Consider the following 25919-nt stretch of genomic DNA (forward strand, 5'->3'; position numbering starts at 1 on the left):
AAAAAAAACGACTATGTGTGAGCCAAGCGGGATGCACCAGGAAAAAGCAAGCGATTACTTTGCCAAAGGAAAAGGAATGTCTGTATTAACGGCCGCTTTTTGTGCCAGGACTTCTTTCCTGATCCTGTTGTGCGGGTTGCTGGCGGGAAAGACCTCCACCGCACAGGACCTCCATTTCTCTCAATGGTTCAATTCACCGCTGACGACCAACCCCGCCAATACCGGTTTTATTCCCGATGCGGATTACCGCATAGGCGCCAATTACCGTAACCAGTGGTCCAACGTAATGTCGGTACCCTATAAAACCTATAGCATCTGGGGCGATGCCCAGGTATTCCGCGACCGCATTGAAAGCGGCTGGCTGGGATTGGGCGGTGTAATACTGCGTGATGTGGCCGGCTCCAGTCAGCTTACCTCTACCAAGGTATATGCTTCCGCAGCCTACCACCAGATGATCGGAATAGCCCACCTGTTGTCGGCAGGCTTTAATATCGGCTGGTCGAACAAACGCATTAATACAGCAGCCCTGAAATTCCCCGATCAGTTTGATGGTAAATTCTTCGATTCCAATTTCCCTTCGGATGGCATCCCGGACGCTACCAATATCAATTATTTTGATGTGCAGTTTGGTGTGAACTATGCCTATTTCCCTACTGAAAAGATCTATATCAACGGCGGTTTGTCGGCCTGGCATATCAACAGGCCCCGTGAATCGTTCTTCAATTCCGACCCTGCAGGATATGACTCCCGCATATCGCCCCGCTATAATGCCTTTGTGAATGCCAGCCTGAAGGTAACGGATGATGTGATCCTCAACCCAATGGCCTATTATAGTACACAGGCCAAATCCAATGAGCTGGTGGCGGGCGCCAATGTACAGTACAACCTGGCCAATGCAGGCGAAATGCAACTGTTGGGCGGTTTATATTACCGGCCAGGCGATGCCTTTGTTCCCATGCTGGGGTTTGAATACAAGAATATCCGGCTGACCTTCACTTATGATGCTACAACTTCTTCTCTCAAACAATACAATAATAGCCGGGGTGCTTATGAGTTTGCCTTGATGAACAGGGGCTTTTATGATGAATACAACGGAGACAGAAGACAATCGCTGTGTCCAACGTTTTAGGAAAGCATACAGCATTCCGAATCCAGCATAGCATACAGCGGGGGCTGAAACTTAAAACGGGACATAGCGCTTAGCATTGCTATTAGTCAATTTAAAAGTGAACCCTTGAACAGGAGAAACCTCGTAGTTATTCCTATCCTTCTTGCCATGCTGCGGGCGATTGCCCAGGATGGTGCCGCTACTTTTGATTTTACAGAAAATAAAGGCCAGTGGGAGAAAAACATCCGGTTCAAAAGCACTTTGTCTACCGGCGCTTTTTTCCTGCAACGAAACGGCTTTACCGTTGCCCAATACCATGGAGATGACCTGGAACGCTTTTTTCATACCCACCATTCCACACAACCCACTACCGGGCAAACAAGAATAAGCCGGCCAGACAGGGGACCCCATGGAAAGCCGCCCGGCCAGGCCGATCCTTCACCCGGCATCGTACGTGCCCATGCCTACCGCGTGGAATTTGCCGGTGCCGATGAGAACAGTATGGTAGTGCCGGAGAAAGCGGTGGAAACCAATACCAGCTATTTTATCGGTAATGATCCTTCCAAATGGGCTGTCAATGTACCCGTGTACCAGGCCATCGTATACAAGAACATCTATCCCAATATCGATATCCGCTATTATTCCGAATACGGCCGGTTGAAGTATGACCTCATCATACACCCCGGCGGCGATGTCAGCAAAATCGCCATGAAATATGAAGGGGCTGATAAGCTCTCCGTAAAGAACAATGAACTGATCATTAAAACATCGGTAGGCGACCTGAAAGAGTTATATCCTTATTCTTACACATTCGACATGACCAGTGGTAAGAAGGAAGTAACCTGCAATTATGAACTGGTAGATAAGAACACTGTGAAGTTCAGGGTGGCCAATTATTCCAAAACCAGTACGCTGGTGATTGACCCTACCCTGGTGTGGTGCTCCTTTACCGGCAGCACCGCCGATCAGTATGGTTATACGGCTACACCCGGCCCTGATGGCTCCCTGTATTCGGGTGGTATCGTATTTGACAGGGGATTTCCTGTTACTGCAGGCGCTTACCAGGTGGATTTCGGGGCAGGCACCGGCTCTTCGGGCGGGAAGCCTGTTGACATGGGTATTTTTAAGTTCACGCCCAATGGTCAGCGCGCTTATGCCACTTACCTGGGCGGCAATGGCAATGATTATCCCCACAGTCTCATCTGCGATGCATCGGGCAACCTGGTGATCATGGGCAAAACATTCTCCACCAATTACCCCGGCACGCTGAAAGGCAGGGGAGGTGGTTCTGATATCGTAGTTACCAAGCTGAATGCATCGGGCACCAATATTATTGGTTCGCTGCGGATCGGCGGTACCTCCAACGATGGTGTTAATATCAAGGACCAGTTGGGCGCCGGTATGACGCCTACTGCTACTTTCCGGTTTTATGGCGATGATTCGCGCAGTGAAGTGATACTGGACAATGAAAACAATATTTATGTAGCGGCCCAAACCCAATCGGCAGGAGCAACCGATGGCATGCCGGTCACTACAGGCGTTTTTCAGCCCTCGAACGCCGGCGGACAGGACGGCACCATTATCAAGATCAATCCTAACTGTACGGATATTACCTGGTGCAGTTACCTGGGGGGGGCTGGTACCGATGGCGCTTTTGTAATAGCGATTAATCCTGCCAATAAAGATATTTATGTAGGCGGCGCTACTACCAGCGACCGGTTCCCGCCCGCCAGCAAGCCGGGTGTTTACCAGGCGACCTATAGGGGAGGCATTACGGATGGTTTTGTATCACGCATATCCAATGATGGCACTACGCTGATCAATACCACTTATGCAGGCACTCCTTCTTTTGATGCGATCTATGGCCTTAAGTTCGACAGGAATAATATCCCCTATATCATGGGGGTTACCGAAGGAAGCTGGCCGGTGCAGAATGCCGCCTACAGCAATCCCAATTCAAAACAGTTTATTGCCAAGCTGAAACCAGACCTCTCCGGTTTCATCTATTCCACTGTTTTTGGCAATGGTTCGGCCCGGCCCAATATGTCGCCGGTAGCATTCCTGGTAGACCGCTGCGAGAATGTATACATCTCCGGCTGGGGTGGCTGGCTGGTGCCTGTTGCCAATTCCTTTAATATGGATGGCGTTAATAATATGCCCATTACGCCTGATGCCATTAAGAATATAGGTGATAACCGGGACTTTTATTTCATTGTGATCAAGAGGGATGCCTCAGCATTGTTATATGGTACTTATTTTGGCCAGGATGGCGGCTTTGGCGAGCACGTGGATGGCGGCACCAGCCGGTATGATGAACAGGGTATTATTTACCAGGCGATTTGCGCCAATTGTACCCAAAGCAGGGACTACCCTATTACCCGGCGTTTTCCCACTACTCCAGGAGTATGGGCCCCTACCAATGGCAGCAGGGATTGTAACCTCGCAGCCGTGAAGCTGGCTTTCAATTTTGCAGGCGTGGCGGCAGGCCCTAAAGCTTTTTTCAATAACCTGCCCGATACGGTAGGCTGTGTACCTTTCACCCTTCAGTTCAGGGATACCGTACGCAATGCCAAAAGCTATGAATGGGATTTTGATGGGGATGGCGTTACCGACCGCACAACGACCAATGTGGAAGAAACGTTTACTTTTAATGCAATTGGCACCTACCGGGTGCGGCTGATCGCGATTGACCCTTCTACCTGTAACCAGCGGGATACCGCCTATATTACTATCCGGGTAAGGGATGATCCGGCGGATATTAAATTCACGGCTGAAAAGGATGGCGATTGCGAATCTTTGGCCTTCAATTTTATCAATCAGTCCACTCCTCCCGTGGGCAAGCCATTTGGCCCCACCAGTTTTGCCTGGGATTTTGGTGATGGCACGCCCATCACGCCTACCGGGACTGCTACAGTGAAGCATAATTTTACAGCACCGGGCACTTACAATATCAGGTTGATCCTACTGGATACCAATTATTGCAATACCGGCGACTGGGTGCCGCTGAAGCTGGGCGTGGTGGCCAATGTAGAAGCACGGGTGGAAACACCCTTAATGGGCTGTGCCCCCTATAATGCATTTTTCAACAATACCTCGTTGGGCGGGCACGATTATTTCTGGGATTTCGGTGATGGCAATACCTCCACAGAAATGAGTCCCACTCACCTGTACAACAATATCGGCACTTACAATATCAGGCTGATCGTAACAGATAGCAACACCTGTAACAAAGTGGATACCCTGGATTTCATTTTAACGGTGAATACCAAACCAACAGCCGCCTTCAGCATCACCCCCACCGTACCGGAAGTAAATAAACCCACTACTTTCCTGAACCAGTCTATCGGCGGTAACCGGTATAAATGGTTGTTTGGCGATGGGGACAGCACGGTCACCAACACCATGCAAAATGTACAGCACCAATACAATGCTACCGGCGACTATACAGCTTACCTGATCACGTTTAACGAATTCGGTTGTACGGATACAGCCGATCATACGGTGAGCGCCTTGATTGATCCCCTGCTGGATGTGCCCAATGCCTTTACACCGGGCAGAGGCAACAGGGCCAGCATTGTGAAAGTAGCAGGATTTGGTATTGAGAAGATGACCTGGCGGATTTATAACCGCTGGGGACAAAAGGTATTTGAAACCACCAACCGGAATACCGGCTGGGATGGCACTTTCCAGGGTAAGCTGCAACCCATGGATGTATATACGTATACCCTGGATGTGGTGTTTACAGACGGCAGGCCATTGCGGAAAACAGGTGATATTACACTAATAAGGTAAGAATACGGGCGTTTTGATTAATGGTAGTTCACCCAGGCACTATTTTGGTTATTTTGTAATAAATAACCTGCTCATGAAAGTATTACTGCCTATCCTGCTGGTGATATCCACGCTGTCCCTGCTGGCACAGGACCTGCCGGATTCCAGGAAACAGGAAATTGTTATCCGCAATGTGAATGTGATCCCTATGGACAGGGAGCAGGTATTGCCCAACCAGGTGGTGATCATAAAGGATGGCAGGATCTCACTGATCGGTGATGCCCGTACCGTAAAATATGGCGCCGGCGCCCTGGTGATTGATGGTACCGGTAAATACCTGATGCCGGGCCTTGCAGAGATGCATGCCCATGTACCTCCCATAGACAATATTGAGCCCATGAAGGAAGTAGTATTGCTGTTTGCCCTGAAAGGCGTCACCACCATCCGGGGTATGCTGGGCCATCCAAGACACCTTGAGCTGCGCAGCAAGCTGCAATCCGGCGAGATCATTGGCCCCCGCCTGTATACCTCCGGCCCTTCCATCAATGGCCAGACAGCCAATACAGCAGCCACTGCCGAAAAGATGGTAAGGGACCAGAAAGCCGCAGGCTATGATTTCCTGAAACTACATCCGGGCCTTACGGTAGATAACTTCAATGTGATTGTGAAAACGGCGAAGGAAGTGCAGATCCCCTTTGCCGGGCATGTATCGTATGCAGTAGGTGTGTGGCGGGCTATAGACGCCGGTTATGCTTCCATTGACCATATGGATGGGTTTGTAGAGAGCCTGATACCCGGTATAGAAAGTATGACCGAGCAGCAGGTAGGTCTTTTCGCTGTGTTTACCGGGCACCAGGCAGATACCACCCGTATACCCAAACTGGTGAATGCCCTGCGGGATAAGCATATCTGGGTAGCGCCTACGCAGGCGCTGGCGGAAAGGTGGTTGTCGCCGGAGAAAACACCGGAAGCCCTGAGCCAGGAACCGGAAATGATCTATATGGCGCCCAATACCCTGAACGGATGGGTGAATACAAAAAAGAGCTTAATGAGCAATCCCAACTATAACCCGGCCAACGTACAGCGGTATGTGGAGGTACGCAGGAAACTGATCAAAGCCTGCCAAAAAGCAGGCGTAGGGATCTTGCTGGGCTCGGATGCCCCACAGGTATTTGATGTACCGGGATTCTCCCTGCACCATGAGCTGACCTATATGGTAAAGGCAGGCCTTACTCCTTACGAGGCGTTGCGCACCGGTACCGTGAATCCTGCCACTTTCTTTAAGCGGGATGATGCAGGAGTGATCAAGCCGGGAGCAGTGGCTGATCTTGTATTAGTGAATGGTAATCCGCTACAGGATATCAATGCCGTCAAAAACATTGAAGGCGTATCGCTGGCAGGCAGGTGGCTGTCCAGGGAATATATTGAACAGGAGTTAAAGAAGCTGGAGAAAAAATAACAGCTACCGGTGCTGATCATAATAGTTGACAGGAATGGATTGCCGCAGCAGTTCTGATTCTTCCTCAGATAGTATCGGTGAATCAATTGTTTTTACAGCCTCGTCCAGTTGTTCTTTCGTACGTATGCCCACAATGGCCGATGTAACAGCCCGGTGTTGCAATACAAACCGTAGTGCCACCTGTGTAGCGTCCCGCAAATCATTGGTAAGCGATTGAACAGCTTTGGCAGCCTGCGCCACCTCTTCTTTTGTATAATTCAGGTAAGCCGTTGCCGGTTTATTGATCAGTAATCCTTTTGCCACACTTCCCCGTGTGATCACACCAATATTGTGTTGCTTTAATAAAGGCAGGCAGGTTTCTTCGGGCCGCCTGTCGAGCAGGCTGTACTGCATCATGACACTGGCTATTTTGGAATGCTGTACATATTCCCGTATTACATTAGGTCTGATGGAAGAGATGCCATAGTAGCGGATCTTTCCCTGCTGCTGTAACAATTCAAAGGCTTCGATGGTTTCTGCTATCGGATCATCCATGGTGCCGCCATGAAGCTGGTAAAGATCTATATAATCAGTGCCCAGTCTTTTTAAACTTTCTTCCACGGCCGACAGGATGTATTCCTTGCGCGGGTTCCAGTCAAAACCATTGCCATCTGCCCTTAATTGATTCCCTGCTTTGGTAGCGATCAGCACTTCCTGCCTTTTGCCCGCAATGGCTTTGCCCAACATGATCTCATTACGTCCCTGCTGGTAGATATCAGCCGTATCGAACAGGTTGATGCCTGCCCCCATTGCCTGGTGAATGAGTTGTTCATTAGCTGCATAGTCTTCTCCCAGCGACATACAACCAAACCCGATGGCACTGACCTCCAGTGTAGACTGACCTAATATATGATAGTTCATAGTATAAAAGTTAAAGCGCTTTAACGGTTGAATAACGCCCTATTATGATTTCTTTAATAAACTTCTTCCCGTTTGCCGGTCTATGTATTAAAGCAGTTCACAATTACCAAATCATTTAAATAATAAAATTATGAAAACGATCTTAACATTCCTGATGCCGCTCATTGCCATTATTGCCGGTGTAGCCAGCTTTCATCTTTTTACCAATTCGCACTATTATTTATCTGCCATATTCACCGTAGCAGCTTATTTATCTGCCAGTGCCTGGGTATACCTGCTGAGCAGCAAAACCAAGGTGGCATTGCCTTAATCTGATTGTTTTTACAGGGTTTACATAGGGTTTATTTCAGGTGTTATTCATCGGGGTACTTACACAGTATCCCGATGTTTTTTTAGTATATTGAGGCATGAAAAAGATCATTATTAACAGCCTCCTTGCCTGCTTTGTGCTGACGGCTATTCCTGTTACGATACTTGCACAGTCTCAAAAACCCACCCTGAACCATATTGCACTCTCCGTAAAGAACCTGGCTAAAAGCACGGCCTTTTACAGTAAGATCATACAGCTTGATACCATTCCTGAACCTTTTCATGATGGCAGGCATACCTGGTTCAGCATTGCCAGCAATAGCCACCTGCACCTCATAGAATACCCTGACCCGATCATTGTACCGGGCAAGGGCACCCATTTGTGCTTCCGCGTTCCCTCCATAGAGGATTTTATCCAGCGCCTGGAAAAGAACAATATCCCCTACTCGAACTGGCAGGGAGAGAATAAGGCAGTCACGACCAGGGTGGATGGCGTGAAGCAGCTTTACCTGCAGGATCCGGATGGATACTGGATTGAGATTAACAATGATAAGTAAACGATTGTGAATGAAGCTTCGGCAAGTCCCTTTAGACCTGACAGGTTTCGTTTGCAACGAATAAAGAAACCTGTCAGGTCAGACACACTGCGGTGAAATACTACAGGTTTCCACGCATACGCCAGGAAGCCTGACAGATTTGATTTAAGACAAAAAAACACCTGCCGCCAAAAATCAGTAATACTACGGAATGTTACGCGCCATGTTGCCGGTAAATTGGGTTGACTGTTTACTTAAACCTAAGCTACTGACTATGACCGACAAACATTATCCTTACGAGAATAAGTCTATTAAAAACATCCGGAACGAAGTATGGAAAGATATTCCAGGATTTGAAGGTATTTACCAGGCCTCTAATTTTGGCCGCATCAAATCGCTGGACCGCACGATACAACATGCCCGCCTGGGGCGACAATTTGTAGAAGGCCGCATCTTAAGCCAGTCCATTGCCGAGAACCACAATATCAAGACCGGTGAACCCATGATTGACCTGCGGGTATCCCTGAGCATGGACGGCGTACAACATTATTTTAATACCAGGCGCCTGATCTATATCACCTTTGTCAATAAGAAGATCAATTACCAGAAGGACGGCCTGTATGTTATTAATAAAGACGGCAACGGCTATAATAACAAAGTATCGAATCTGCAGCTGGTAACGAAAAGCGAGAAGCAAAAACGGGTATTCACGCGCGACCGGCAGGATAGTTATCTTAAAATAGCCGACCGCTCCAAGTGGCCCAAAACTTACGGTGGCTATACCCGCCGCAAGCCCATCAAGCAATACCACCGCGGCAGACTGATTGCCAAATATGAAAGTGTAAGTGAAGCCTCCCGCCAGACCGGTATCGGTGAAAAAGAAATTATACAGGTAGCGAAAGGCCTCTACTCACAATGGAATGGGTATAAGTGGAAGTATGTGAACCCTTAGTGATCTTTGCCCATCAGGTCTTCCCAACGATAGAAATGGAATGTTTTGTCGGTGCTCATCGCCACAAAGAGCCCTTTGGCGAAGGTGGCATTCAATGGCTTTGCCACCACATCGGAACCATCGCTTTCAAGTGTTGACAGGTGCACCGATCTGATGAATGTATGCTGGTGCGGGTTGCCGTTACTGCCTTCCCGGGAAAAGAGATGGAAGTGATTGGTTTGCTGGTCGGATACCAATATATAGCCGGTGCTGTCGGTAACCGGGTAGATAGAGATGCCTTCATGGTCCTGCTTAAACCCTTTCCTTCCCAACACAGTCAGCTCCTCATTGCCTTTTGCAGGATCGGCATAATACTTACGGATGCCATACCCCTCATCCGAATAATAGATGTATCCCAATACATCATCCACCGCAATGGCTTCTATCTCTTTTTTACCACTGAACTTACCGAATTTACGCACCAGCGTTCCCTTTACTGTTCCCTGCCCATTATCTTCCAACAGGTATTGCCACAGGTACTCTCCGTGGCGGGGACCTGTTTTCCTGCCCACTACTGCATATATTTTGCCGGCAGGGTCTTTATACAAAGCAATGCCCATCAGGTCCCTGTACTCGGTTCCGGTTTCACCGGTAAAGACTTCTATACCGCCACCGTCAACCGGTTTCATATCGGGCAGTGAATAGATGCGCAGTTTATGGGTAAACCGTTCTGTGACCACGGCAATATCGGCAGGTTTCCCCTGCAGGTTCAATCCGTATTCCACATCCACATTATTGGGCCGCTGCAGGTTGTACACTACTTTATCTTGTATGATCCTGCCTTGCAGATCGAATACGTATAAAGCGCCGTCCTGGTCTTTATCCGTGCCTAATATGAGGCTGGCGGCAGGATTGGCCGGATTGATCCATATCGCCGGGTCGTCGGTATCATGTTGTACCGTGTCGGTGATGATCACCGGCTTTATAATATCGTCCGTATTGCCTCCATTGATGCCTGTTGTTGCTTTACAGGCCATGATGGTAATGATACAGCCTGTCAGAATGATCGCAGCAGAAGTTCGCATGTATATTGAATGATTGCTCAATGAGATTATTTTTCAAAAGTAAGTGTAATGGCGCCGGTTTCGTCGTCGTCCAGTTCTCCTTCCAGCTCCAGCGTTAATGTTTTCCCGGAGATCTTAAAGGAACCGGCATATACAAATTCCTTAAAGGAACCATTGTCCAGCTCCAGCGTTTCCCCAAATTCCAGTTCGCCTTCCAGTTCATCATCTGCCAGGTCTTCTATTTCCGCCTCAATTTCTATAACCTTATTCTCTATAGAAGGCGAACCGCAATCATCCACCTCTTCTGTTTCCTTCAATACCACCACAGCTTTCACTTCTCCATATTCAAACTCCATGGTAATCTCTTCCACATCCGCAGCCTGCAGGTCTTTTATATCCTCATTGATGAGACCAAAGAGTTGCTTGAAACGGGCAAAAGCTACCGGATCAGCCGCATCCAGTTCCCACTCACCATAAATGCCCTCATCATCCTGTACCTGGTAGGTGAACTCCGCTGTTTTGTTTACCTGCACATTGTTCTTGTTGGCGCCAATGCCGGTAAGCTGTATGGTAAGTTCGCGCTTTTCCGTATTAAAGTCGTCATCATCAAAAAGGTCTTCGTCTACTTCAAATTCTATTTCCAGTTCCTCCACACCGGCCGGGAAGGTAACGGTACCTGTTCCGGCAGCTACATCAAACTGCAAGGGAATATCAATACCCTCATCAGCAGAAGTGGTGCAATCATCTATTTCATAGAATGCTTCGGCGCCCTTGATATAATCGGCAATCTTTGAGAAGCCTTCAAAGTCTGTTATCTTGAAATTAACCGTCACTGCTTCTTTCAGAGGCACTACTTTGCCGCCCAGCGCTGCGCCCGAAGTATCTACCCTGTCGAGCAGGGTAAGCTTGAAGCTGAAAGCGTCTTCATCTTCAAGGCCGCCATCGCCTTCGTCGGCCAGTACAATCACCTGCGGGAACTGGTCGCCGGAAAGCGGGGTTATCAGGTCATCATTTTCCTTGTCGCAGGCAGTGGTGCATAACACAGCAGCCAGGACAGATAGTTTTATCCATGAATGTTTCATACTTATAGTTTGAAAGATGAGAAGAAAGGATTTGTTTATCAGGGTGAGCCGCCTTTGGAAGGCGACCCACCCTTTGCGTATGGTGGGTCGCCCTTCAGGGGTGGCTCACCATACGCCATTTACCAATCGAACTTAACACCGAAGCGGCCCCATTGGCGGTAATACTCCCGCTGTATGAGTTGTTCTTTATTGCCCATGTACCTTTCAAAAGGCTGATTGGAGATATTGAGCACTTCTGCAAATAACCGCCAGTGGGCATTGAAAGCATAACCGGCACTGATATCAGTTTGTACACGGTCTTTCACAAAAATGTCTTCGGCTGCGGTAGCACCTACTTCACTGAGGTACTCACCATTGAAGTTGAGGGATAGGCGGGCATTAAATTTCTTCCGCTCAAAAGCCAGTGAGATATTACCCACATGAGTAGCCTGACCAGGCAGGCGCAGCTTTTCTGTAGCATTGGGATCTGCTGCATCAGCCGAGCGGCTTTGCAGGGTAGCGGCGGAATGGGCATAAGTATAATTCAGGTAGAGGCTAAAGTATTTGAGCGCACCGGGCAGGAAGCTGAGGTTGTTCTGGAAAGCAATTTCAACACCGGTTACATTGGCCTTGTTGCCGTTCTGCGCCTGCACCACATCAATACTGTTGATATAAGGGGTACCCGTTAAAGGATAGGGGCTGTTGAATAATACCCGGCGATAGATGAAATCGTTCAGGCGTTTGTAAAAGAATCCGCCAGACAATACGCCTACATTGCCAAAGTAATGCTCTGCCAGCAGATCGAGGTTAAAGGCGCTGACGGGTTTGAGGGCAGCATTGCCGGCCGTGGCAATGCCATCTTCCTGGTTGATCTCCTGTGAAGGAATGATCTCGCTGAAGTTGGGCCTTGCATAAGAAAAGGTAGCTGCCGCGCGCAGGTTGGTAAAGCGGCTGAGCTGGTAACGTATACTGGCCTGGGGCAACAGGAAGTCATAGTTGCTGCTACCGGTTACAGGTACAATGTCCTGCAGGTCGCCGACGCCATCAATGATCACATCTTTAGAGTTGTAGCTCACCTTTGTTTTCTCATAGCGCAGGCCGGCCAGCACCATGAAATGCTTAAACTGTTGGCGCGCCATGATATAAGCTGCATATACATCCTCCTGCGCATCGTATGATTCCAGCGCTTCATCAATGGCCTTGTCTTCGATGGCGGCTTCAAACTCCGAAGGATTGGCATTGAAGTATTTGATGAATGAGCCTACGGATAAAGGCCTGCCGAGGTTATAGCGGCCATCCATGAAGGTATTTTTAACCGGGTCTTCGTCAAAAGCATCCAGGGTGGGAATGTCGGCAATGGGAGAATAGTAATCCTGGTAAATGCTATAGCTCTTTTTCTTGCTGCGGATCTTGGCACCCAGCTTGATGAGGCCATTGTTGTTGTTCAGTTTATAAGGAATACCCAGGTCGAATTTGGCAGTAAGGTTACGGTCTTTGGCAAGGGTGTGACCGAAGCCTGCCTCATCGAGCTCATAGGCGGTGTTGTCGGTAAAATCATCCGCTATAATGGAAGGGTACTTCGGATTGTTGTAGTTGAGCGTGGAAGGAATGCCGGCAATAAAACCTATTTCATTGTCATAGGGTGTGTTTTGCCTTCCCATAGCGTACTGCGCTTCGTAATTGAGGAAGAAGGTCTGGAAGTTGTGCTTGGCGCCCAGGTTGATGCTGGTAACAGACTGTGCTTCAAAACGGTCTTTGGTCAGCTTTTCAATTTCTTCATCTTCCGGCTTGAATACATAACGCCTTCTCCACTCCCGGTCGGTAAAGCGGCTGTACAGCCCACGGAGGTATATTTCGTGCCTGGGATTGAACCGGTAATCGAGGGTGCTGCTTAACCCCAAACGGGTGCGGGTAAGCTCATAATCACGCAGCTCCACTTCATTGTCCTGTGGCGACCTTTCGAGGTTATCTGATCCCAGGTCATTGTGGTAGTAGCTGCTGTTGAACATGAGGCCCAGCTTTTCTTTTTTGCCCAACCGCTGTGCATATTGCAACTGTCCCTGGATATTGGCACGACGCATGAGGTGGTTATAACCACCCGCAACGGAAGCATTGATGCGGGGCGTTTTACTTTGCGCCGTACGGGTAATAAGGTTTACAGAGCCGCCCACGGCATCGCCGTCCATATCGGGTGTCAATGATTTGCTCACTTCTATGGAAGCCAGTTGATCGGCGGGGATGGCATCGAGCGCCACATACCGTACATCGGCTTCAGGAGAAGGGATCTGTTCTCCATTCACGCTCACATTGGTAAACTGCGGCGCCAGGCCACGTACAAATACATAACGGCCTTCGCCCTGGTCACGTTCTATATTCACGCCTGGCACCCGTTGCAGTGCTTCTGCCGCATTGGGATCGGGAAAGCGGCCGATCTGGTCGGCAGCAATAACGTTCTTTATGTTATCAGCATTCTTCTGCTGGTTGAGCGCTTTGGCCTGTCCCTGCAATAGACCCATGACCACTACACTGCTTAACCGGGCATAGGTACTGGACAACCCAATGTGAAGGGCGCGGCTTTCACTGGCCTTTAACTCCAAAGCGATGGTCGTATCACGATAACCCAGGTAGCGAACGATGAGTTGCTGGTTGCCGGGTTTGGCATAGATAAGAAATTCTCCATTGACATCAGTAGCAGCTATGTTGTTGGTACCAGCCAATGCAACGGTTGCCCCGGTAAGCACTTCCTGGTTGACCACATCAGTGATCTTTCCTTTAATTATTGCCTGCTGCGCCCAGGCACTGAAACCAATCGTGGTGAGCAAAAGACAGGTGATCCATTTTGTTATCATAATACAGTTTTTGTTCGATGCGCAAATTTGGCGGTGGGCTTACAGGAACCGAAGAAACCGGCGTTAACAAAAGGGCTACAAGCCTGCCAGGCGCGTGAACAAAGGGGCAACAAGCGCGTTACAAATTGCCGCAAGCAATTTGGGATCAATTAGTTGAGTAATGCAAAAACAGCCATTAAGTAATTGTTACGGGAAGATTAAGAGAATGTTACAACCCTTGAATGAAGGCAGTGAGGGATTCTCCTTCGGCGAGGTTGAGTTTTTTACGGAGGCGGTAACGGGCAACCCGGAGGCTATCCTGGGAGATGCCCAATAAGGTGGCCATGTCGGCAGAGCTCAGGTTCATGCGCAATAAAGCAACGAGGCGCAATTCGGCGGGCGTGAGGTTATCGGCATGCTGCTTCAGGTTGGTGAAGAAGGTTTGGTGCACCTGGTCGAAGATGGCCCTGAAATCGTCCCAGTAATTGTCCTGGTTAAAGCTGAGGCTGATCTTCTGTACCAACTGGCGCAACTGCTTTTTCTGATCGCGCTTGTCATCCTCTGCAATTTCGTGGAGCTTGCTGCGCAGCTCTTCCAGCAACTGGTTTTTCTGTATGAGGTGCAGGGTGTGGGCAGACAGTCCTTTGCTGCGGACCTCCAGCTCTGTTTTCAGCTTTTCCTCTTCCAGTTGTTTGTTGCGGATCTCCGCCTGCATGAGGTCCCTGCCTTTTTCATAGATATCCTTGTTCTGTTCATTCAGGGCTTTTTCATTCCTGATCCTGAGCCGCTGGCGGCTGATGATCACGATCCCCAGTACGATCAAGAGCAGGACGACGAGTGCAATAGCGACAGAGATGATGATGTTGATCCTTCTCTGGGAGGTGAGCCTGACGAGCTCATTGTTTTTCTTTTCTACTTCATATACGGTTTCGAGGAAAGCGATCTGCTGGTTATTGGTGGAAGCATAGATCTCTGCCACAAGGCTGCGGGAATGCTCATTATAATAGTAGGCGCTGTCAAACTGCCCCAACAATTCAAATCCCCTCGCCATGTCGCGGTAAGCGCTGGCCAACTCATCCTGCGATTGGGTTTGCAGGGCCAGTTGCAAAGCCTGCCGGGTATAGACCAATCCCTGCTGGTAATGACCTGTTTTCCGGTATACATCGCCCAGGTTGTTGAGTATTTCTATCTGTGCAATGGCGTCGTTGTAATACCGGTTAATGGCCAGTGCTTTCTCAAAACAGAGCCGGGCCGAATCAAAACGGGCATAATCCTCCAGGATACTGCCCATGTTCTCAAATATTTTGGCTATGCCGGTACTATCATTCAGCTCATGGTAGAGGGCCAATGCCATTTGCTGGTATTGATAGGCCGTATCGTACATGAGCTTCTTTTCGTACCAGTGTCCCATATTGCCATAAGAAAGGGCCTGTCCTTTTTTATCGTTGCGGGCTATGTTGATGCGCAAGGCTTCTGCAAACTGGTGGCCGGCCAGCTCCAATTGCTTGTTGGAGTAGTACACCGTACCGAGATAGTTGAGGGTAGCGGCCAGCCGGTCCGATTCATTCAGGCTGCGGAAGATCTTTTCCGCCTGTAACAGATGATCAATGGACTGGGTGAAATTGCTGTAATTGTAAAATATATGTCCTATCTGCTGCAGGCAAATGGCTTCTACCAGCAGGTTGTTCTTTTCTTTGGCCGTTACGAGGAGTTCTTTTAAGAGCACGTAGGCCGAATCGGGCCTGCGTTTGGCCAGCCCTTCTGTTTGTTCCAGGGTGAACAGCCATTGTTTCTGCTGGGCAGAGGAGACGCCGGTTACCAAAAACAGCAGCACAGTCAATAAAAAAAGTGGTGTGCGCAAAGGAAGTATTGTTGTAAACCGGTCATCATGCATAAGCCTCGGGGTAATTCGGCTGCTAAAGTAAGTTGCCGGCCGGGTGTTTATAATTCCTTAACGCAAACTTAATAAAGCGGGAACCCTGCACAGATGGCGGATTTAAATATACATTGGCCTGCCCGGGGAATTTTGGTATATTAGGATATGAGAAAGTTCTATTACTGCTGCACGCCCCTGCTGCTATCCACACTATTATATAGCCTGCCGGGCTCTTCCCAAAACCAAATGACACTGGCCAACCGCGAAGGCTCCAACCTTTCCCAGTTTGAAAGAACGATCAGTGGCCGTCCTGTACTGGAATATGGTTCTGATATACAGGGCACTGCTTTTTACAGCAATGACTGGACACCTGGCCTTGTACAGTTGAAGGATGGCAAAGTAGCCAAAGGATTACCCCTGCGTTTTAATGTGCATAATAATAAGGTGTATTTCCAGCGTGAAGAAACCCAACTGGAGTTTACAGAACCGATACGGGCTTTCTGGCTGGGTATGGACAGCAATACAGCAGTATTGTTTCGCAATGGCTATACACCCATTGATAAAAATGACGGAGAAACGTTTTATGAAGTGATGGTGAAGGGCAAGGTGCAGTTACTGAAGTACCGGCAGAAACTGCTGCGCGAGTTTTCGCAACTGAATATGCCGAAAGAGAAAAGGTTTGAAGATGTGGACGCCCTGTATGTATTTCTGCCGAATTACAGAATTGAGAAGATCAAGAAGAATAAGAATGATATCCTGAAAGCATTGCCCGAATATGCTGATGCCATTAATAAGATACTGGAGGCTAATAAGCTCAATCTTAAAAATGAAGAGGCATTGATCACTTTATTCCGCGAGCTGAATAAAGAATGAGGTAACCCTTATACTATTTTCTTTTCGGAAGGTTTCTTTTTAAATAATGCCCACAATTGTTCCTGCCAGGATATAAGGTTACCAATTAAGAAGTATCCTTTGAGGTTGTTCTTTATGCTGCTGCGCATAATGCGTACGACCACATCTTTTTCCACCTCTCCCACTTCTTTGACCCTGATGAGGAATTCGAGCGATATGAATGCGAGAATGGCTCCTATCAGGAACAGAAAATTCATGTCGTGCAGCGATACAAGATGCACGGCTTTATTGACTTTTGGGCCGGCCCATACTGCATTGACGATCAATGAACGGTTGCCAAAGTAATCGGCCAGCACACCGCCTATCAGGGGCGCCACCGCAGAAAAGACAGCAGTAATGATGTTCTTGGTAGATAAGTAAACGATAGCGTGTTCATTAGGCGCCAGCTTTAAACCAATATTGGTAAGGGAAAGGTTGATGCCCGCCGTGGCAATGCCCGTGAAGATATGAATGAATACCAGCAGCACGATGTTGGCTGTAAAGCGGGAATAGATGCCCACAAAACACCAGCCGATGATACACAGTATATACAAAGGAGCAGCGATGGCCAGGATGGTCTTGTTGCTGTATTTATCGGAAAAACTTCCCCACATACGAATGGTGGCAATGCTGCTTAACTGACTCACGACTGTTAAGCCAATGACCCAGGTCATGGAAAAGTCCAGGTGCTTGAGCATGTAAACCGTGAAGAAAGGGATGGCTATGTTGAGCGCAAATACCCAGGCTGAATTGAACAGGAGCAGTTTTCTGAAGTTGCCATCTTTCAAAGGACGTTTAAATAGCAGGAAGATGTTTTCTTTGGAAAGATAGGATTGAGGCTCAGGGACTTTGAGCAGGATAAAAGCGCCTGCAATGCCTATTGTACCTGCCACCATAAACATGATGGCATAGGCATTCAGCTCATAAGCGGGCCAGGTACTTTTTATATAATCAATGGTAAAGGCCAGGATAAGACTTAATGCCACATTGAGTATCTGCATTTTACCACTTCGCCGGGAAAAGTAAGTGCCTAATTGATTACCGGGCACGAGGTCTTTCATCCAGGCGTTCCAGCTCAGTCCCGCAATAGAAGCAAAGAGATAGTAGAAGAAAAGAAAAAGGATGAGCAGTTGAATAGAACCTTGTGCAAAGAAAGACAGGATGCCCATGACCACCAGTGGCAAACGCGCCAGCAAGGCACATATAACACTGATAGCCCGGCGGTTATTATAACGCCTGACAAGCCAGATAGACAATAGCTGAAAGATGTTGGTGAAGGTGGGCAGCGCTGCCAGCAACCCGATCTGCAGGTTGGAAGCGCCCAGCAATAAGGCCATGGCTACGAGAAAAGCCCCACCAGTGAGTGTGGTCATGGCCTCTGTTGCCATACCTTCTGTGATGACCAGTTTTAAACCGGTTTGCACTTCCTGCGGCGTGAGCGAATTCTTCGGCCTTACATTCATAGGTTAAAATCTGTTCATCCTTGATCAATATAGAATAACCGGCAACCACTATTCACCAGTCACGACAATAATTGTACCTATTCAGTCACTTTGTCCTGAACAGATGAATAGCGTATTGCAAAACAAATGCCTGTGTGCAAACGTATGTTTATTCAATACTTTTTTAACTATACGATTTGTGCAACAAGGTCTTTGGAATATTTCATTTTTTTGATTTAACTTGTATTAAGGATTCCAACTTCATTGTTTGCACAGCCATATGATGGATTATAAAGTATTTGACGACGAGATACTGCTTAAACTGCTTAAGGGAGGTGACGGTGCTGCCCTGGAAGAGATTTACAACAGGTACAGCGAAACCGTTTTCGTAACAGCCTTCCGGAAAGTACGTTCAAAAGAAGTAGCAGAGGAGCTTGTTCAAAACCTGTTTATCAGCCTGTGGGCAAAAAAAGAACAGGCGCGTATAGAAAAACTGGAAGCCTACCTGCATGCAGCCATCCGCTACCAGGTAATTGACTATATCAGGTCCAAAATTCTCCGCGAGCGTTATACCCAGTTTGCCAAAGATCAGTTGACGGTTGATGAAAATGCCTCCGAATCTAAGCTTCTGTTACAGGAGCTGAGTATCGCTATAGACAATACCATTAAGAAGTTGCCGCAAAAAACACAGGAGATCTTCCGCTTAAGCCGGTATGAACACCGGTCTGTAAAGGAGATCGCACAATATATGAACCTATCTGAGAAAGCTGTTCAATACCATGTTACCCAGTCACTTAAATTCATGCGCCTGCACCTGCGGGACTTTATCCTCATGAATTCTTTGGTGGGTGCTTTTACCCGGTTCTTCCTGGATAACTGACAATTAGCCATAAGAAAATCTTTTTAGCTATTTTTTAGGGTAGCGCCCCGCTTAACCGACAGATAGTTAAGTCCTTCTAACTGAAGGCGGACTTAATTATCCCATGAACCGAAGAGCCTTTTATCATTTATTGCAACGTTATTCAGACGGCACCTGCACCGACGAAGAAAAGAAGTTGGTAGAACAGTGGTATGAGTTATTGGATGATGACCATGAACCCGCCATCAGTGAGCACGAGATAAAAGCAACCGTTGAACAACTATGGCCAGTTATTAAGGAGAAAACCCTTCCCTCCCCTGCTGTAGAAATACCCGAACGCCCGGTAAGAAGAATACCGGCGTACGTGCGCTATATCAGCGCTGCTGCCGCAATAGCGGCTGTGGCCCTGGGCGTTTACTGGTTCACCACCGGGTCGAATCATGTTCAGTCATTTGAAGAGGAGGTTATTAATGAACAATTGAGCCGTGTTGAAAATACGCAGGAGACAGCCGACACGGTTTATTTGCCCGACAAAACGATGGTGGTACTGGAGCCCCATGCAAAGCTCTATTATCCCGACAGTTTTGCCCTGGCCAAAAGAGAAGTGTACCTGGAAGGCAATGCCTTCTTTAAGGTGACCAGGAACCCGAAGTCGCCTTTCTATGTGTACAGCAACAATATTGTTACCCAGGTATTGGGCACCAGTTTCTTTGTAAAGACGGATAAGGTCACGAATGATGTAGAGGTATCAGTGCGCACCGGCAAAGTGGCCGTTTATGAAAATGAAGCGCAGGCAAAGAAACATACGAGTGAAAGAAAACAGGAATCAGCCGGTGTGATCCTGAAGCCTAATCAAAAGGTGATCTATAACCGGCAGGATGGTCATTTCAGGACTTCGCTGGTAGATGTTCCCTTGCCGCTTGTTCCGGATAATCACGAGGAAGAAATGGTAACGGAGTTAAATTTTGTATTTGAAGAAACACCTATTTCGAAAGTGCTGTCGCACCTGGAAAAGGCGTATCACATTGAGATCATTGTAGAGAACAGCAACCTGTCAAAATGCCTGTTTTCCGGTGATATCAAAGGGCAGAACCTCTATGATCAGCTGGAGATCATCTGCCAGTCGGTACAGGCTTCTTATGAAGTGCGTGGTACACAGATATTGCTGAAAGGAGGCGCAGACGAATAACGGATACAACTGTCTAATAATCATAAACATCATCTCTAACCAAAACTATGCGTATATGAAAATCCACACTTACATCACCTAAGCCATTACCACTATAATAGCCCCCAAATAAAAAGCTGACAATGCTACCAACATTGCCAGCCGGGCATCCGCATGCGGATGATTATTGTACGTGCCTTGAAATTCAGCGAACAATAACAATCAAATTTATGAAAAAACAACGACTTGTTGCTTTAACTGCCTTTGCAATGAGAATAGCGTTTATACAAATTTTCCTGGTCTCTTTTCTGACTTCGATGGCCTATGACCATCATGCCGATGCACAAGGCATACTGGACAAAGTAGTCACAGTGTCGGTAGATAAAGGGCAATTGAAAGAGGTTTTCTCTTCCCTGAAAGACCAAACAGGAGCAAGATTTGTATTTAGCTCCAAAACGATTGAAGCGAGCCGTAAGGTTTCGATCAAAGCGAAAGAGAAAAAACTGAGTGAAGTATTACAGGAATTACTGGCGCCCTTTGGTATCAATTACAAGATTATCAAGGACCGCATCGTATTGTACAAAACCAAACCGGTAGGCGCCCTGAATGGGTCCTCAGCCGACGGACAGGAATTCCTGGTGAGTATTTTAACCGCTGATAAAGAGATAAAAGGCCAGATCACCGACGATAAAGGCGTTCCTTTATCAGGGGTGAGCGTGGTCGTAAAGGGTACCACCAAGGGGGTGAATACCGATGTTTCGGGCGCTTTCACCCTGAATGTACCGGATGATGCCACCACCCTGGTGATCTCCTCTATTGGTTACCAGCAACAGGAGGTAGATATTACCGGCAAAAACACGGTCAGTATTGCGCTGACGCCGGTATCGGGTCAACTGAGCGATGTGGTGGTGGTAGGTTATGGTACCCAAAAGAAGGTAACTGTAACAGGAGCGGTGGCCCAGGTAAAAGGTTCTGACCTGGCCAAGTCGCCCGCTGTAAACCTTTCGAATGCGCTGGCAGGCCGCCTGCCAGGCGTTACTGCCATCCAGGCAACCGGCGAACCCGGCTATGATGGTTCTACCATCCGTATCCGCGGTTCCAATACCCCCAACAACAGTGGCGCCTTGATCGTGATCGACGGCGTGCCCGACAGAGCGGGTGGTCTTGAGCGATTGAATCCTTCTGATATTGAAAGCATGTCTGTATTGAAAGATGCGGCAGCTGCGATATATGGCTCCCGTGGTGGCAACGGTGTAATTCTCATCACTACCAAGCGTGGTAAAACCGGCAAGCCGGTGCTTTCATACGACTTCAACCAAGGCTGGGCGCAACCTACCCGGATACCTAAAATGACGGACGCCGTTGAATATGCCAACCTGGTGAATGAACTGAACATATTTGATGTAAAGCCCGAAGATCTTCCGGCATCACAGTGGAAAGATGCCTGGACTGCCTTTAAAACAACCGGCACTTATACCACACCCGCTGGCAAAGTATATAACGCGACTTATTCACCCGAAGTGATACAAAAGCATGGCGACGGTTCTGATATCTGGAGATATCCCAATACAGATTGGTTCAAGACCACATTGAAGAACTGGTCGCCCCAAACAAGGCATAACCTGCAGGTATCGGGTGGTACCGATGCTGTAAAATACCTGGCATCGATTGGCTACAGCAACCAGGATGGCTACTATAAGAATTCGGCCACCGGTTACAAGCAATACGACATGCGTTTGAACCTCGATGCCAAGATTAACAAGTACATCAATACCAGCATTGGGTTAACGGCCCGTGAAGAATTCCGCTTCTTCCCCACCAAAGGCGCCCAACCCATCTTCCGCATGTTGATGCGCGGCAAACCCACCGAGCCGGAAGTATGGCCCAATGGTCTTCCCGGACCCGATATCGAGAACGGCGAAAACCCCATCGTGATCACCACCAACGCTACAGGGTACGACAAAGACAAAAGGGATTACTTTCAAACAAACGGCAGGGTGGAGATCATCATTCCTGGCATACAAGGGCTAAAAGTGACAGGCTTTGCCTCTTTGGATAAATACATGCGTCGCACCAAACGATGGGAAACCCCCTGGTCTTTGTATAACTGGGATAAGAAATCGTTTGAAGCAGATGGTGTAACGCCAAAGCTCCAAAAATCCGTGCGCTCCACCTTCACCGATCCCAGGTTGACGGAGTCTGAAGAAGACCAGTTGAACATAACCCTTAATGCGTTTGTGAACTACGACCGCAGTTTTGGAGATCATACCATCAACCTGCTCGCAGCCATAAACAGGGAAACGATCGACAACCAGAATTTCAACGCATTCCGCAGAAACTATATCTCACCTACTATTGATCAGTTATTTGCAGGAGGCGATGATGCCTTGAAAAACAACAATGGCGGCGCATTTGAGCGCGCACGTTTGAGCTACTTCGGCCGGGTCAATTACAACTTCCAGGAAAAATACATCGCCGAGTTCCTCTGGCGTTATGACGGATCGTATATGTTCCCCAAAGAAGACCGCTGGGGTTTCTTCCCGGGTGTGCTCGTGGGATGGCGCATATCGGAAGAAAACTTCATGAAGACCAATGGCTTTTTCGACAACCTGAAACTGCGTGCATCCTGGGGACAGATGGGTAATGACAACATCATCTTCAACGGCGCTTTACAGGAATACAGGTTCCTTTCTTTATACGATTTTGGCACCTATGTAGCAGGCAACAGCGTGTTGAAAACCCTGCGCGAAAGCAGCGTACCTAATCCGGCATACACCTGGGAGGTGGCCAATAACTCCAATATCGGTTTGGAAGGATCGGTATTGCAAAACAGGTTGAGCTTCGAATTCGATTATTTCTACAACGTACGTAGCAAGATCCTGATGGCCAATGAAGCCCAGGTGCCTGCATCCGCCGGTATGGAGCTGCCTCCCCAGAACCTCGGCAAAGTTAAGAACAAGGGTTTCGAATTCCTGGTCAGCTATAGCGATAAGATCGGTAAAGATTTCAAGTACACAGTGAGCATCAATGGCGGCTATGCCAAAAATGAAGTGGTGAAACTTCCTGAAACACCAGGATTGAAACCACACCAGCTTTCCAAAGGACATACCTTCGGCACCAATGGCGCCGCCTTCCTGGTGTATGAATACGATGGCGTATTCTATGATCAGGCCGAAATAGACAAAAACACCATTGATTACAGTGCCGCTGTTAAAACTCTGCGTCCTGGCGACATGAAGTTCAAAGATGTGGATGGCAACGGCAAGATCGATGCCGATGACCGCGTACGTCTCGACAAGAACCGCGACCCCCTGTTTACAGGTGGCATGAACCTCAACATGCAATACAAAGGATTTGATTGCACCATCCTCTTCCAGGGAGCCGCAGGCGGATTACTCTTCTGGGGAACAGAGTCGGGCGCAATTGGCAACTTCCTGCAATACTCTTACGACCACCGCTGGTCGATCGATAAGCCCAGCAGGACAGACCCTCGCCTGGCAAACCGTGGAAACACGTACTACGCAAGCAATCCGTTTGGCGTTAACACTTATTGGCTTCGCAACAGCGATTACCTGCGGCTTAAGAACGTAGAAGTAGGTTACAACTTCTCCAACAAGCTCAGTCAGAAGGTTGGCATCAGCAACCTGCGCGTTTATGCAAACGGCATCAACCTGATCACCTTCGATAAAATGAAGATCTGGGATCCGGAGTCCACCAGTGGTAGTGGCCAATATTATCCGCAGTCAAGGATCATCAATGTAGGCGCAAGAGTAACCTTTTAAAACTGAACAAGATGAAGAAATTGCTTAAATACATTACGCTTCCTGTTTTTTCCGGCATCCTGTTAACAGGCTGTAAGCAGGAGTTTCTCGATACAAAGCCGCTCGACAAAGCATCGTCAGCCGATACCTGGAAAGATGCTTCATTGTCAGAAGCGTTTGTCACTGGCATATACTCTGGCCTCGGACAAGGCGGCTTTGACGAACAAATGCTGGCATCACTCAGCGACGAAGCTGTTTTCACACACCCTAACCGGGGCATCAATGTGGTCAATGAAGGCGTCCTTAACCCTTCCAACCTTGGTTGGGTAAACGTAAATTACCGTTGGGGTAAAGATGGCGGCAAGAACGATATGTATGCAAAGATCAGGCAGGCGAACCTCGCCCTGGAGAACCTGCGTACTGCTACTTTTGAAGATGTAAATGGTCTTAAGACAAGGTTACAGGGAGAAGCTCACTTTCTCCGCGCTTTCTACTACCATCAACTGGTGCGTTATTATGGAGCTGTGCCCATCATTGACAAGTCTTACAAATTGGATGATGATTTTTCCATCGCCCGCAATACCTGGGATGAGTGTGTAACCTTCATACTCAAAGATTGCGACAGTGCCATCACAGAGTTAAAAGACAGGACCATGCCCGACGGCAAAGCTAACGAGATCGGCGCCATGGCGCTGAAAGCACGTATGCTCCTGTATGCAGCCAGTGATTTGCACGATATTCCTACGGCCAAAGCCAAATCGGCCACCATCGCTGGTTTCTCTAAACCTGAGTTATTGGGTTATCCAAGCGGCGACCGCAATGCACGCTGGAAAGCTGCGCAAGATGCTGCAAAAGCCATCATGGATAAAGTGCCCGGCCGTGGGTATAAACTCGATCTCAATGCACCGGTATCTTTAGCAGATGGAAAGCTGAATTATATTTCCTTGTCGATGGGCGGCGCCAGCAAAGCACCGGGATTGGAAGACACCAAGAAAGAGATCCTCTTCGGCCGCTTCTTTACATCTGCCCGGGAAGAAGGCGGAATGCAGATTGGACTTTACAACGGCCCCAACGGATACCACAACTGGGCAGGTAATTCGCCCATCCAACAACTGGTGGATGATTATGAGATGATGGACGGATCTAAATTTGACTGGACCGATGCTGCTCAAAAAGCAGCGCCCTACAAAAACCGCGACCCGCGTTTTTATGCCACCATCCTGTACGATGGAGCTGATTGGAAACCACGCGACAAAGCATCCGGCAATGTAGACCCTGCCAGCCAGATCCAGACCGGCCGCTATGATGTGGGAGGCGGTACCATGCTGGCGGGACTTGACACCCGTTCCAGCTCCATTGAAAATTGGAACGGATCCTGGTCGGGTTATTATATGCGCAAATTCATTGATCCGGATCCCAACCTGGTGGATAACAATGCCAGACAAACCGTTCCCTGGCCTTTCTTCCGCTATACAGAAATTGTATTTAACTACATAGAAGCCTGTATTGAACTGGGAGAAGAGACAGAGGCAAAGAACTGGTTGAACAAGATCCGCTTCCGGGCAGGGATGCCGGCCATCACGGAAAGCGGAGCTGCTTTGAAAGCGCGCTACCAAAATGAAAGACGTGTGGAACTGGCTTACGAAGATCATCGGTACCACGATGCGCGGCGCTGGATGATTGCACCCACGACCCTGGGACGTCCAATTACATTCATAAGTGTAGTAGGCAACCTCAAGGCCGGCGCTACAGCTCCCAGTCCCTATCGCTATGACGAAAGCAAATACAATTATACATACACACCAACGGCAGGATCACAAGAGTCCAGGAAATGGGACGACAAAATGTACTTCCGCCCCATCCCGCTCGATGAAATGAACACCAACACAAAGCTGGTCCAGAACCCAGGGTATTAGGTGTTTCGATTAGCAATTAGCTCTTAGCAAAACGACCAA

The 25919-nt window shown here is 48.3% G+C and carries 17 protein-coding genes; 11 read left to right on the plus strand and 6 right to left on the minus strand.

The window, feature by feature from the left end; all coding sequences use genetic code 11:
- The first annotated feature begins 13 nt into the window (after positions 1-13).
- The 3 genes from HB364_RS00435 (at position 14) to HB364_RS00445 (ending at position 6338) form a co-directional block, all read left to right on the plus strand.
- Positions 14-1129: a PorP/SprF family type IX secretion system membrane protein gene (locus tag HB364_RS00435; RefSeq protein ID WP_246228260.1), complete on the plus strand. Its 1116-nt coding sequence runs from the start codon at positions 14-16 to the stop codon at positions 1127-1129.
- Between the two features lie 105 nt (positions 1130-1234).
- Positions 1235-4900 carry a DUF7948 domain-containing protein gene (locus HB364_RS00440; RefSeq protein WP_246228262.1) on the plus strand — a complete coding sequence of 1222 codons (3666 nt, stop codon included), beginning with the start codon at positions 1235-1237 and terminating at the stop codon, positions 4898-4900.
- A 73-nt stretch (positions 4901-4973) separates the two neighbouring features.
- The gene (locus HB364_RS00445) at positions 4974-6338 is read left to right on the plus strand and encodes an amidohydrolase family protein (protein WP_167285935.1); all 1365 of its coding nucleotides are present in this window, start codon (positions 4974-4976) and stop codon (positions 6336-6338) included.
- Positions 6339-6341: 3 nt separating this feature from the next.
- Here HB364_RS00445 and HB364_RS00450 read toward each other — a convergent pair whose 3' ends face one another.
- On the minus strand, positions 6342-7238 hold the full coding sequence (locus tag HB364_RS00450; protein WP_167285936.1) for an aldo/keto reductase: 897 nt from the start codon (positions 7236-7238) through the stop codon (positions 6342-6344).
- A gap of 130 nt (positions 7239-7368) precedes the next feature.
- On the opposite strand from HB364_RS00450, the gene HB364_RS00455 reads away from it, so the two are divergent.
- The 3 genes from HB364_RS00455 to HB364_RS00465 all read left to right on the plus strand — a co-directional run bounded on the left by HB364_RS00455 (position 7369) and on the right by HB364_RS00465 (position 9035).
- On the plus strand, positions 7369-7548 hold the full coding sequence (locus HB364_RS00455; protein ID WP_167285937.1) for a hypothetical protein: 180 nt from the start codon (positions 7369-7371) through the stop codon (positions 7546-7548).
- A gap of 97 nt (positions 7549-7645) precedes the next feature.
- Positions 7646-8104: a VOC family protein gene (locus HB364_RS00460; RefSeq protein ID WP_167285938.1), complete on the plus strand. Its 459-nt coding sequence runs from the start codon at positions 7646-7648 to the stop codon at positions 8102-8104.
- Between the two features lie 253 nt (positions 8105-8357).
- Positions 8358-9035, plus strand: coding sequence for an NUMOD4 domain-containing protein (locus tag HB364_RS00465; RefSeq protein WP_167285939.1), 678 nt, complete (start codon positions 8358-8360; stop codon positions 9033-9035).
- Here HB364_RS00465 and HB364_RS00470 read toward each other — a convergent pair.
- The 4 genes from HB364_RS00470 to HB364_RS00485 form a co-directional block, all read right to left on the minus strand.
- Entirely contained in the window at positions 9032-10099 is a 1068-nt protein-coding gene (locus tag HB364_RS00470; protein WP_167285940.1) for a phytase, read from the minus strand. The two genes, HB364_RS00465 and HB364_RS00470, sit on opposite strands and share 4 nt — an antisense overlap.
- 26 nt (positions 10100-10125) lie before the next feature.
- Positions 10126-11160: a hypothetical protein gene (locus HB364_RS00475; RefSeq protein WP_167285941.1), complete on the minus strand. Its 1035-nt coding sequence runs from the start codon at positions 11158-11160 to the stop codon at positions 10126-10128.
- Between the two features lie 119 nt (positions 11161-11279).
- Positions 11280-13988 carry a TonB-dependent receptor gene (locus HB364_RS00480; protein WP_167285942.1) on the minus strand — a complete coding sequence of 903 codons (2709 nt, stop codon included), beginning with the start codon at positions 13986-13988 and terminating at the stop codon, positions 11280-11282.
- A gap of 208 nt (positions 13989-14196) precedes the next feature.
- Complete coding sequence (locus HB364_RS00485) at positions 14197-15828, minus strand: tetratricopeptide repeat protein (RefSeq protein ID WP_208419826.1); 1632 nt, start codon at positions 15826-15828, stop codon at positions 14197-14199.
- A gap of 180 nt (positions 15829-16008) precedes the next feature.
- Between HB364_RS00485 and HB364_RS00490 the strand changes: the two genes are divergently transcribed.
- Positions 16009-16716: a hypothetical protein gene (locus HB364_RS00490; RefSeq protein ID WP_167285944.1), complete on the plus strand. Its 708-nt coding sequence runs from the start codon at positions 16009-16011 to the stop codon at positions 16714-16716.
- A gap of 8 nt (positions 16717-16724) precedes the next feature.
- Here HB364_RS00490 and HB364_RS00495 read toward each other — a convergent pair whose 3' ends face one another.
- Positions 16725-18197: an MFS transporter gene (locus tag HB364_RS00495; RefSeq protein WP_167285945.1), complete on the minus strand. Its 1473-nt coding sequence runs from the start codon at positions 18195-18197 to the stop codon at positions 16725-16727.
- Between the two features lie 247 nt (positions 18198-18444).
- Between HB364_RS00495 and HB364_RS00500 the strand changes: the two genes are divergently transcribed.
- The 4 genes from HB364_RS00500 (at position 18445) to HB364_RS00515 (ending at position 25880) form a co-directional block, all read left to right on the plus strand.
- Positions 18445-19056: an RNA polymerase sigma factor gene (locus tag HB364_RS00500; RefSeq protein WP_167285946.1), complete on the plus strand. Its 612-nt coding sequence runs from the start codon at positions 18445-18447 to the stop codon at positions 19054-19056.
- Between the two features lie 103 nt (positions 19057-19159).
- On the plus strand, positions 19160-20224 hold the full coding sequence (locus HB364_RS00505) for a FecR family protein (protein WP_167285947.1): 1065 nt from the start codon (positions 19160-19162) through the stop codon (positions 20222-20224).
- Positions 20225-20433: 209 nt separating this feature from the next.
- On the plus strand, positions 20434-23985 hold the full coding sequence (locus HB364_RS00510; protein WP_167285948.1) for a TonB-dependent receptor: 3552 nt from the start codon (positions 20434-20436) through the stop codon (positions 23983-23985).
- 11 nt (positions 23986-23996) lie between these two features.
- Positions 23997-25880, plus strand: a complete 1884-nt coding sequence (locus HB364_RS00515; RefSeq protein WP_167285949.1) for a RagB/SusD family nutrient uptake outer membrane protein — start codon at positions 23997-23999, stop codon at positions 25878-25880.
- Positions 25881-25919: the final 39 nt, after the last annotated feature.

Source organism: Paraflavitalea devenefica, from assembly GCF_011759375.1.
Taxonomy (GTDB): domain Bacteria; phylum Bacteroidota; class Bacteroidia; order Chitinophagales; family Chitinophagaceae; genus Paraflavitalea; species Paraflavitalea devenefica.

Coding starts and splice junctions, on each gene's coding strand:
- HB364_RS00475 (WP_167285941.1), bottom strand. CDS start 11,160: ATGAAACATTCATGGATAAAACTATCTGTCCTGGCTGCTGTGTTATGC.
- HB364_RS00445 (WP_167285935.1), top strand. CDS start 4,974: ATGAAAGTATTACTGCCTATCCTGCTGGTGATATCCACGCTGTCCCTG.
- HB364_RS00480 (WP_167285942.1), bottom strand. CDS start 13,988: ATGATAACAAAATGGATCACCTGTCTTTTGCTCACCACGATTGGTTTC.
- HB364_RS00460 (WP_167285938.1), top strand. CDS start 7,646: ATGAAAAAGATCATTATTAACAGCCTCCTTGCCTGCTTTGTGCTGACG.
- HB364_RS00435 (WP_246228260.1), top strand. CDS start 14: ATGTGTGAGCCAAGCGGGATGCACCAGGAAAAAGCAAGCGATTACTTT.
- HB364_RS00495 (WP_167285945.1), bottom strand. CDS start 18,197: ATGAATGTAAGGCCGAAGAATTCGCTCACGCCGCAGGAAGTGCAAACC.
- HB364_RS00505 (WP_167285947.1), top strand. CDS start 19,160: ATGAACCGAAGAGCCTTTTATCATTTATTGCAACGTTATTCAGACGGC.
- HB364_RS00465 (WP_167285939.1), top strand. CDS start 8,358: ATGACCGACAAACATTATCCTTACGAGAATAAGTCTATTAAAAACATC.
- HB364_RS00515 (WP_167285949.1), top strand. CDS start 23,997: ATGAAGAAATTGCTTAAATACATTACGCTTCCTGTTTTTTCCGGCATC.
- HB364_RS00470 (WP_167285940.1), bottom strand. CDS start 10,099: ATGCGAACTTCTGCTGCGATCATTCTGACAGGCTGTATCATTACCATC.
- HB364_RS00450 (WP_167285936.1), bottom strand. CDS start 7,238: ATGAACTATCATATATTAGGTCAGTCTACACTGGAGGTCAGTGCCATC.
- HB364_RS00490 (WP_167285944.1), top strand. CDS start 16,009: ATGAGAAAGTTCTATTACTGCTGCACGCCCCTGCTGCTATCCACACTA.
- HB364_RS00510 (WP_167285948.1), top strand. CDS start 20,434: ATGAAAAAACAACGACTTGTTGCTTTAACTGCCTTTGCAATGAGAATA.
- HB364_RS00455 (WP_167285937.1), top strand. CDS start 7,369: ATGAAAACGATCTTAACATTCCTGATGCCGCTCATTGCCATTATTGCC.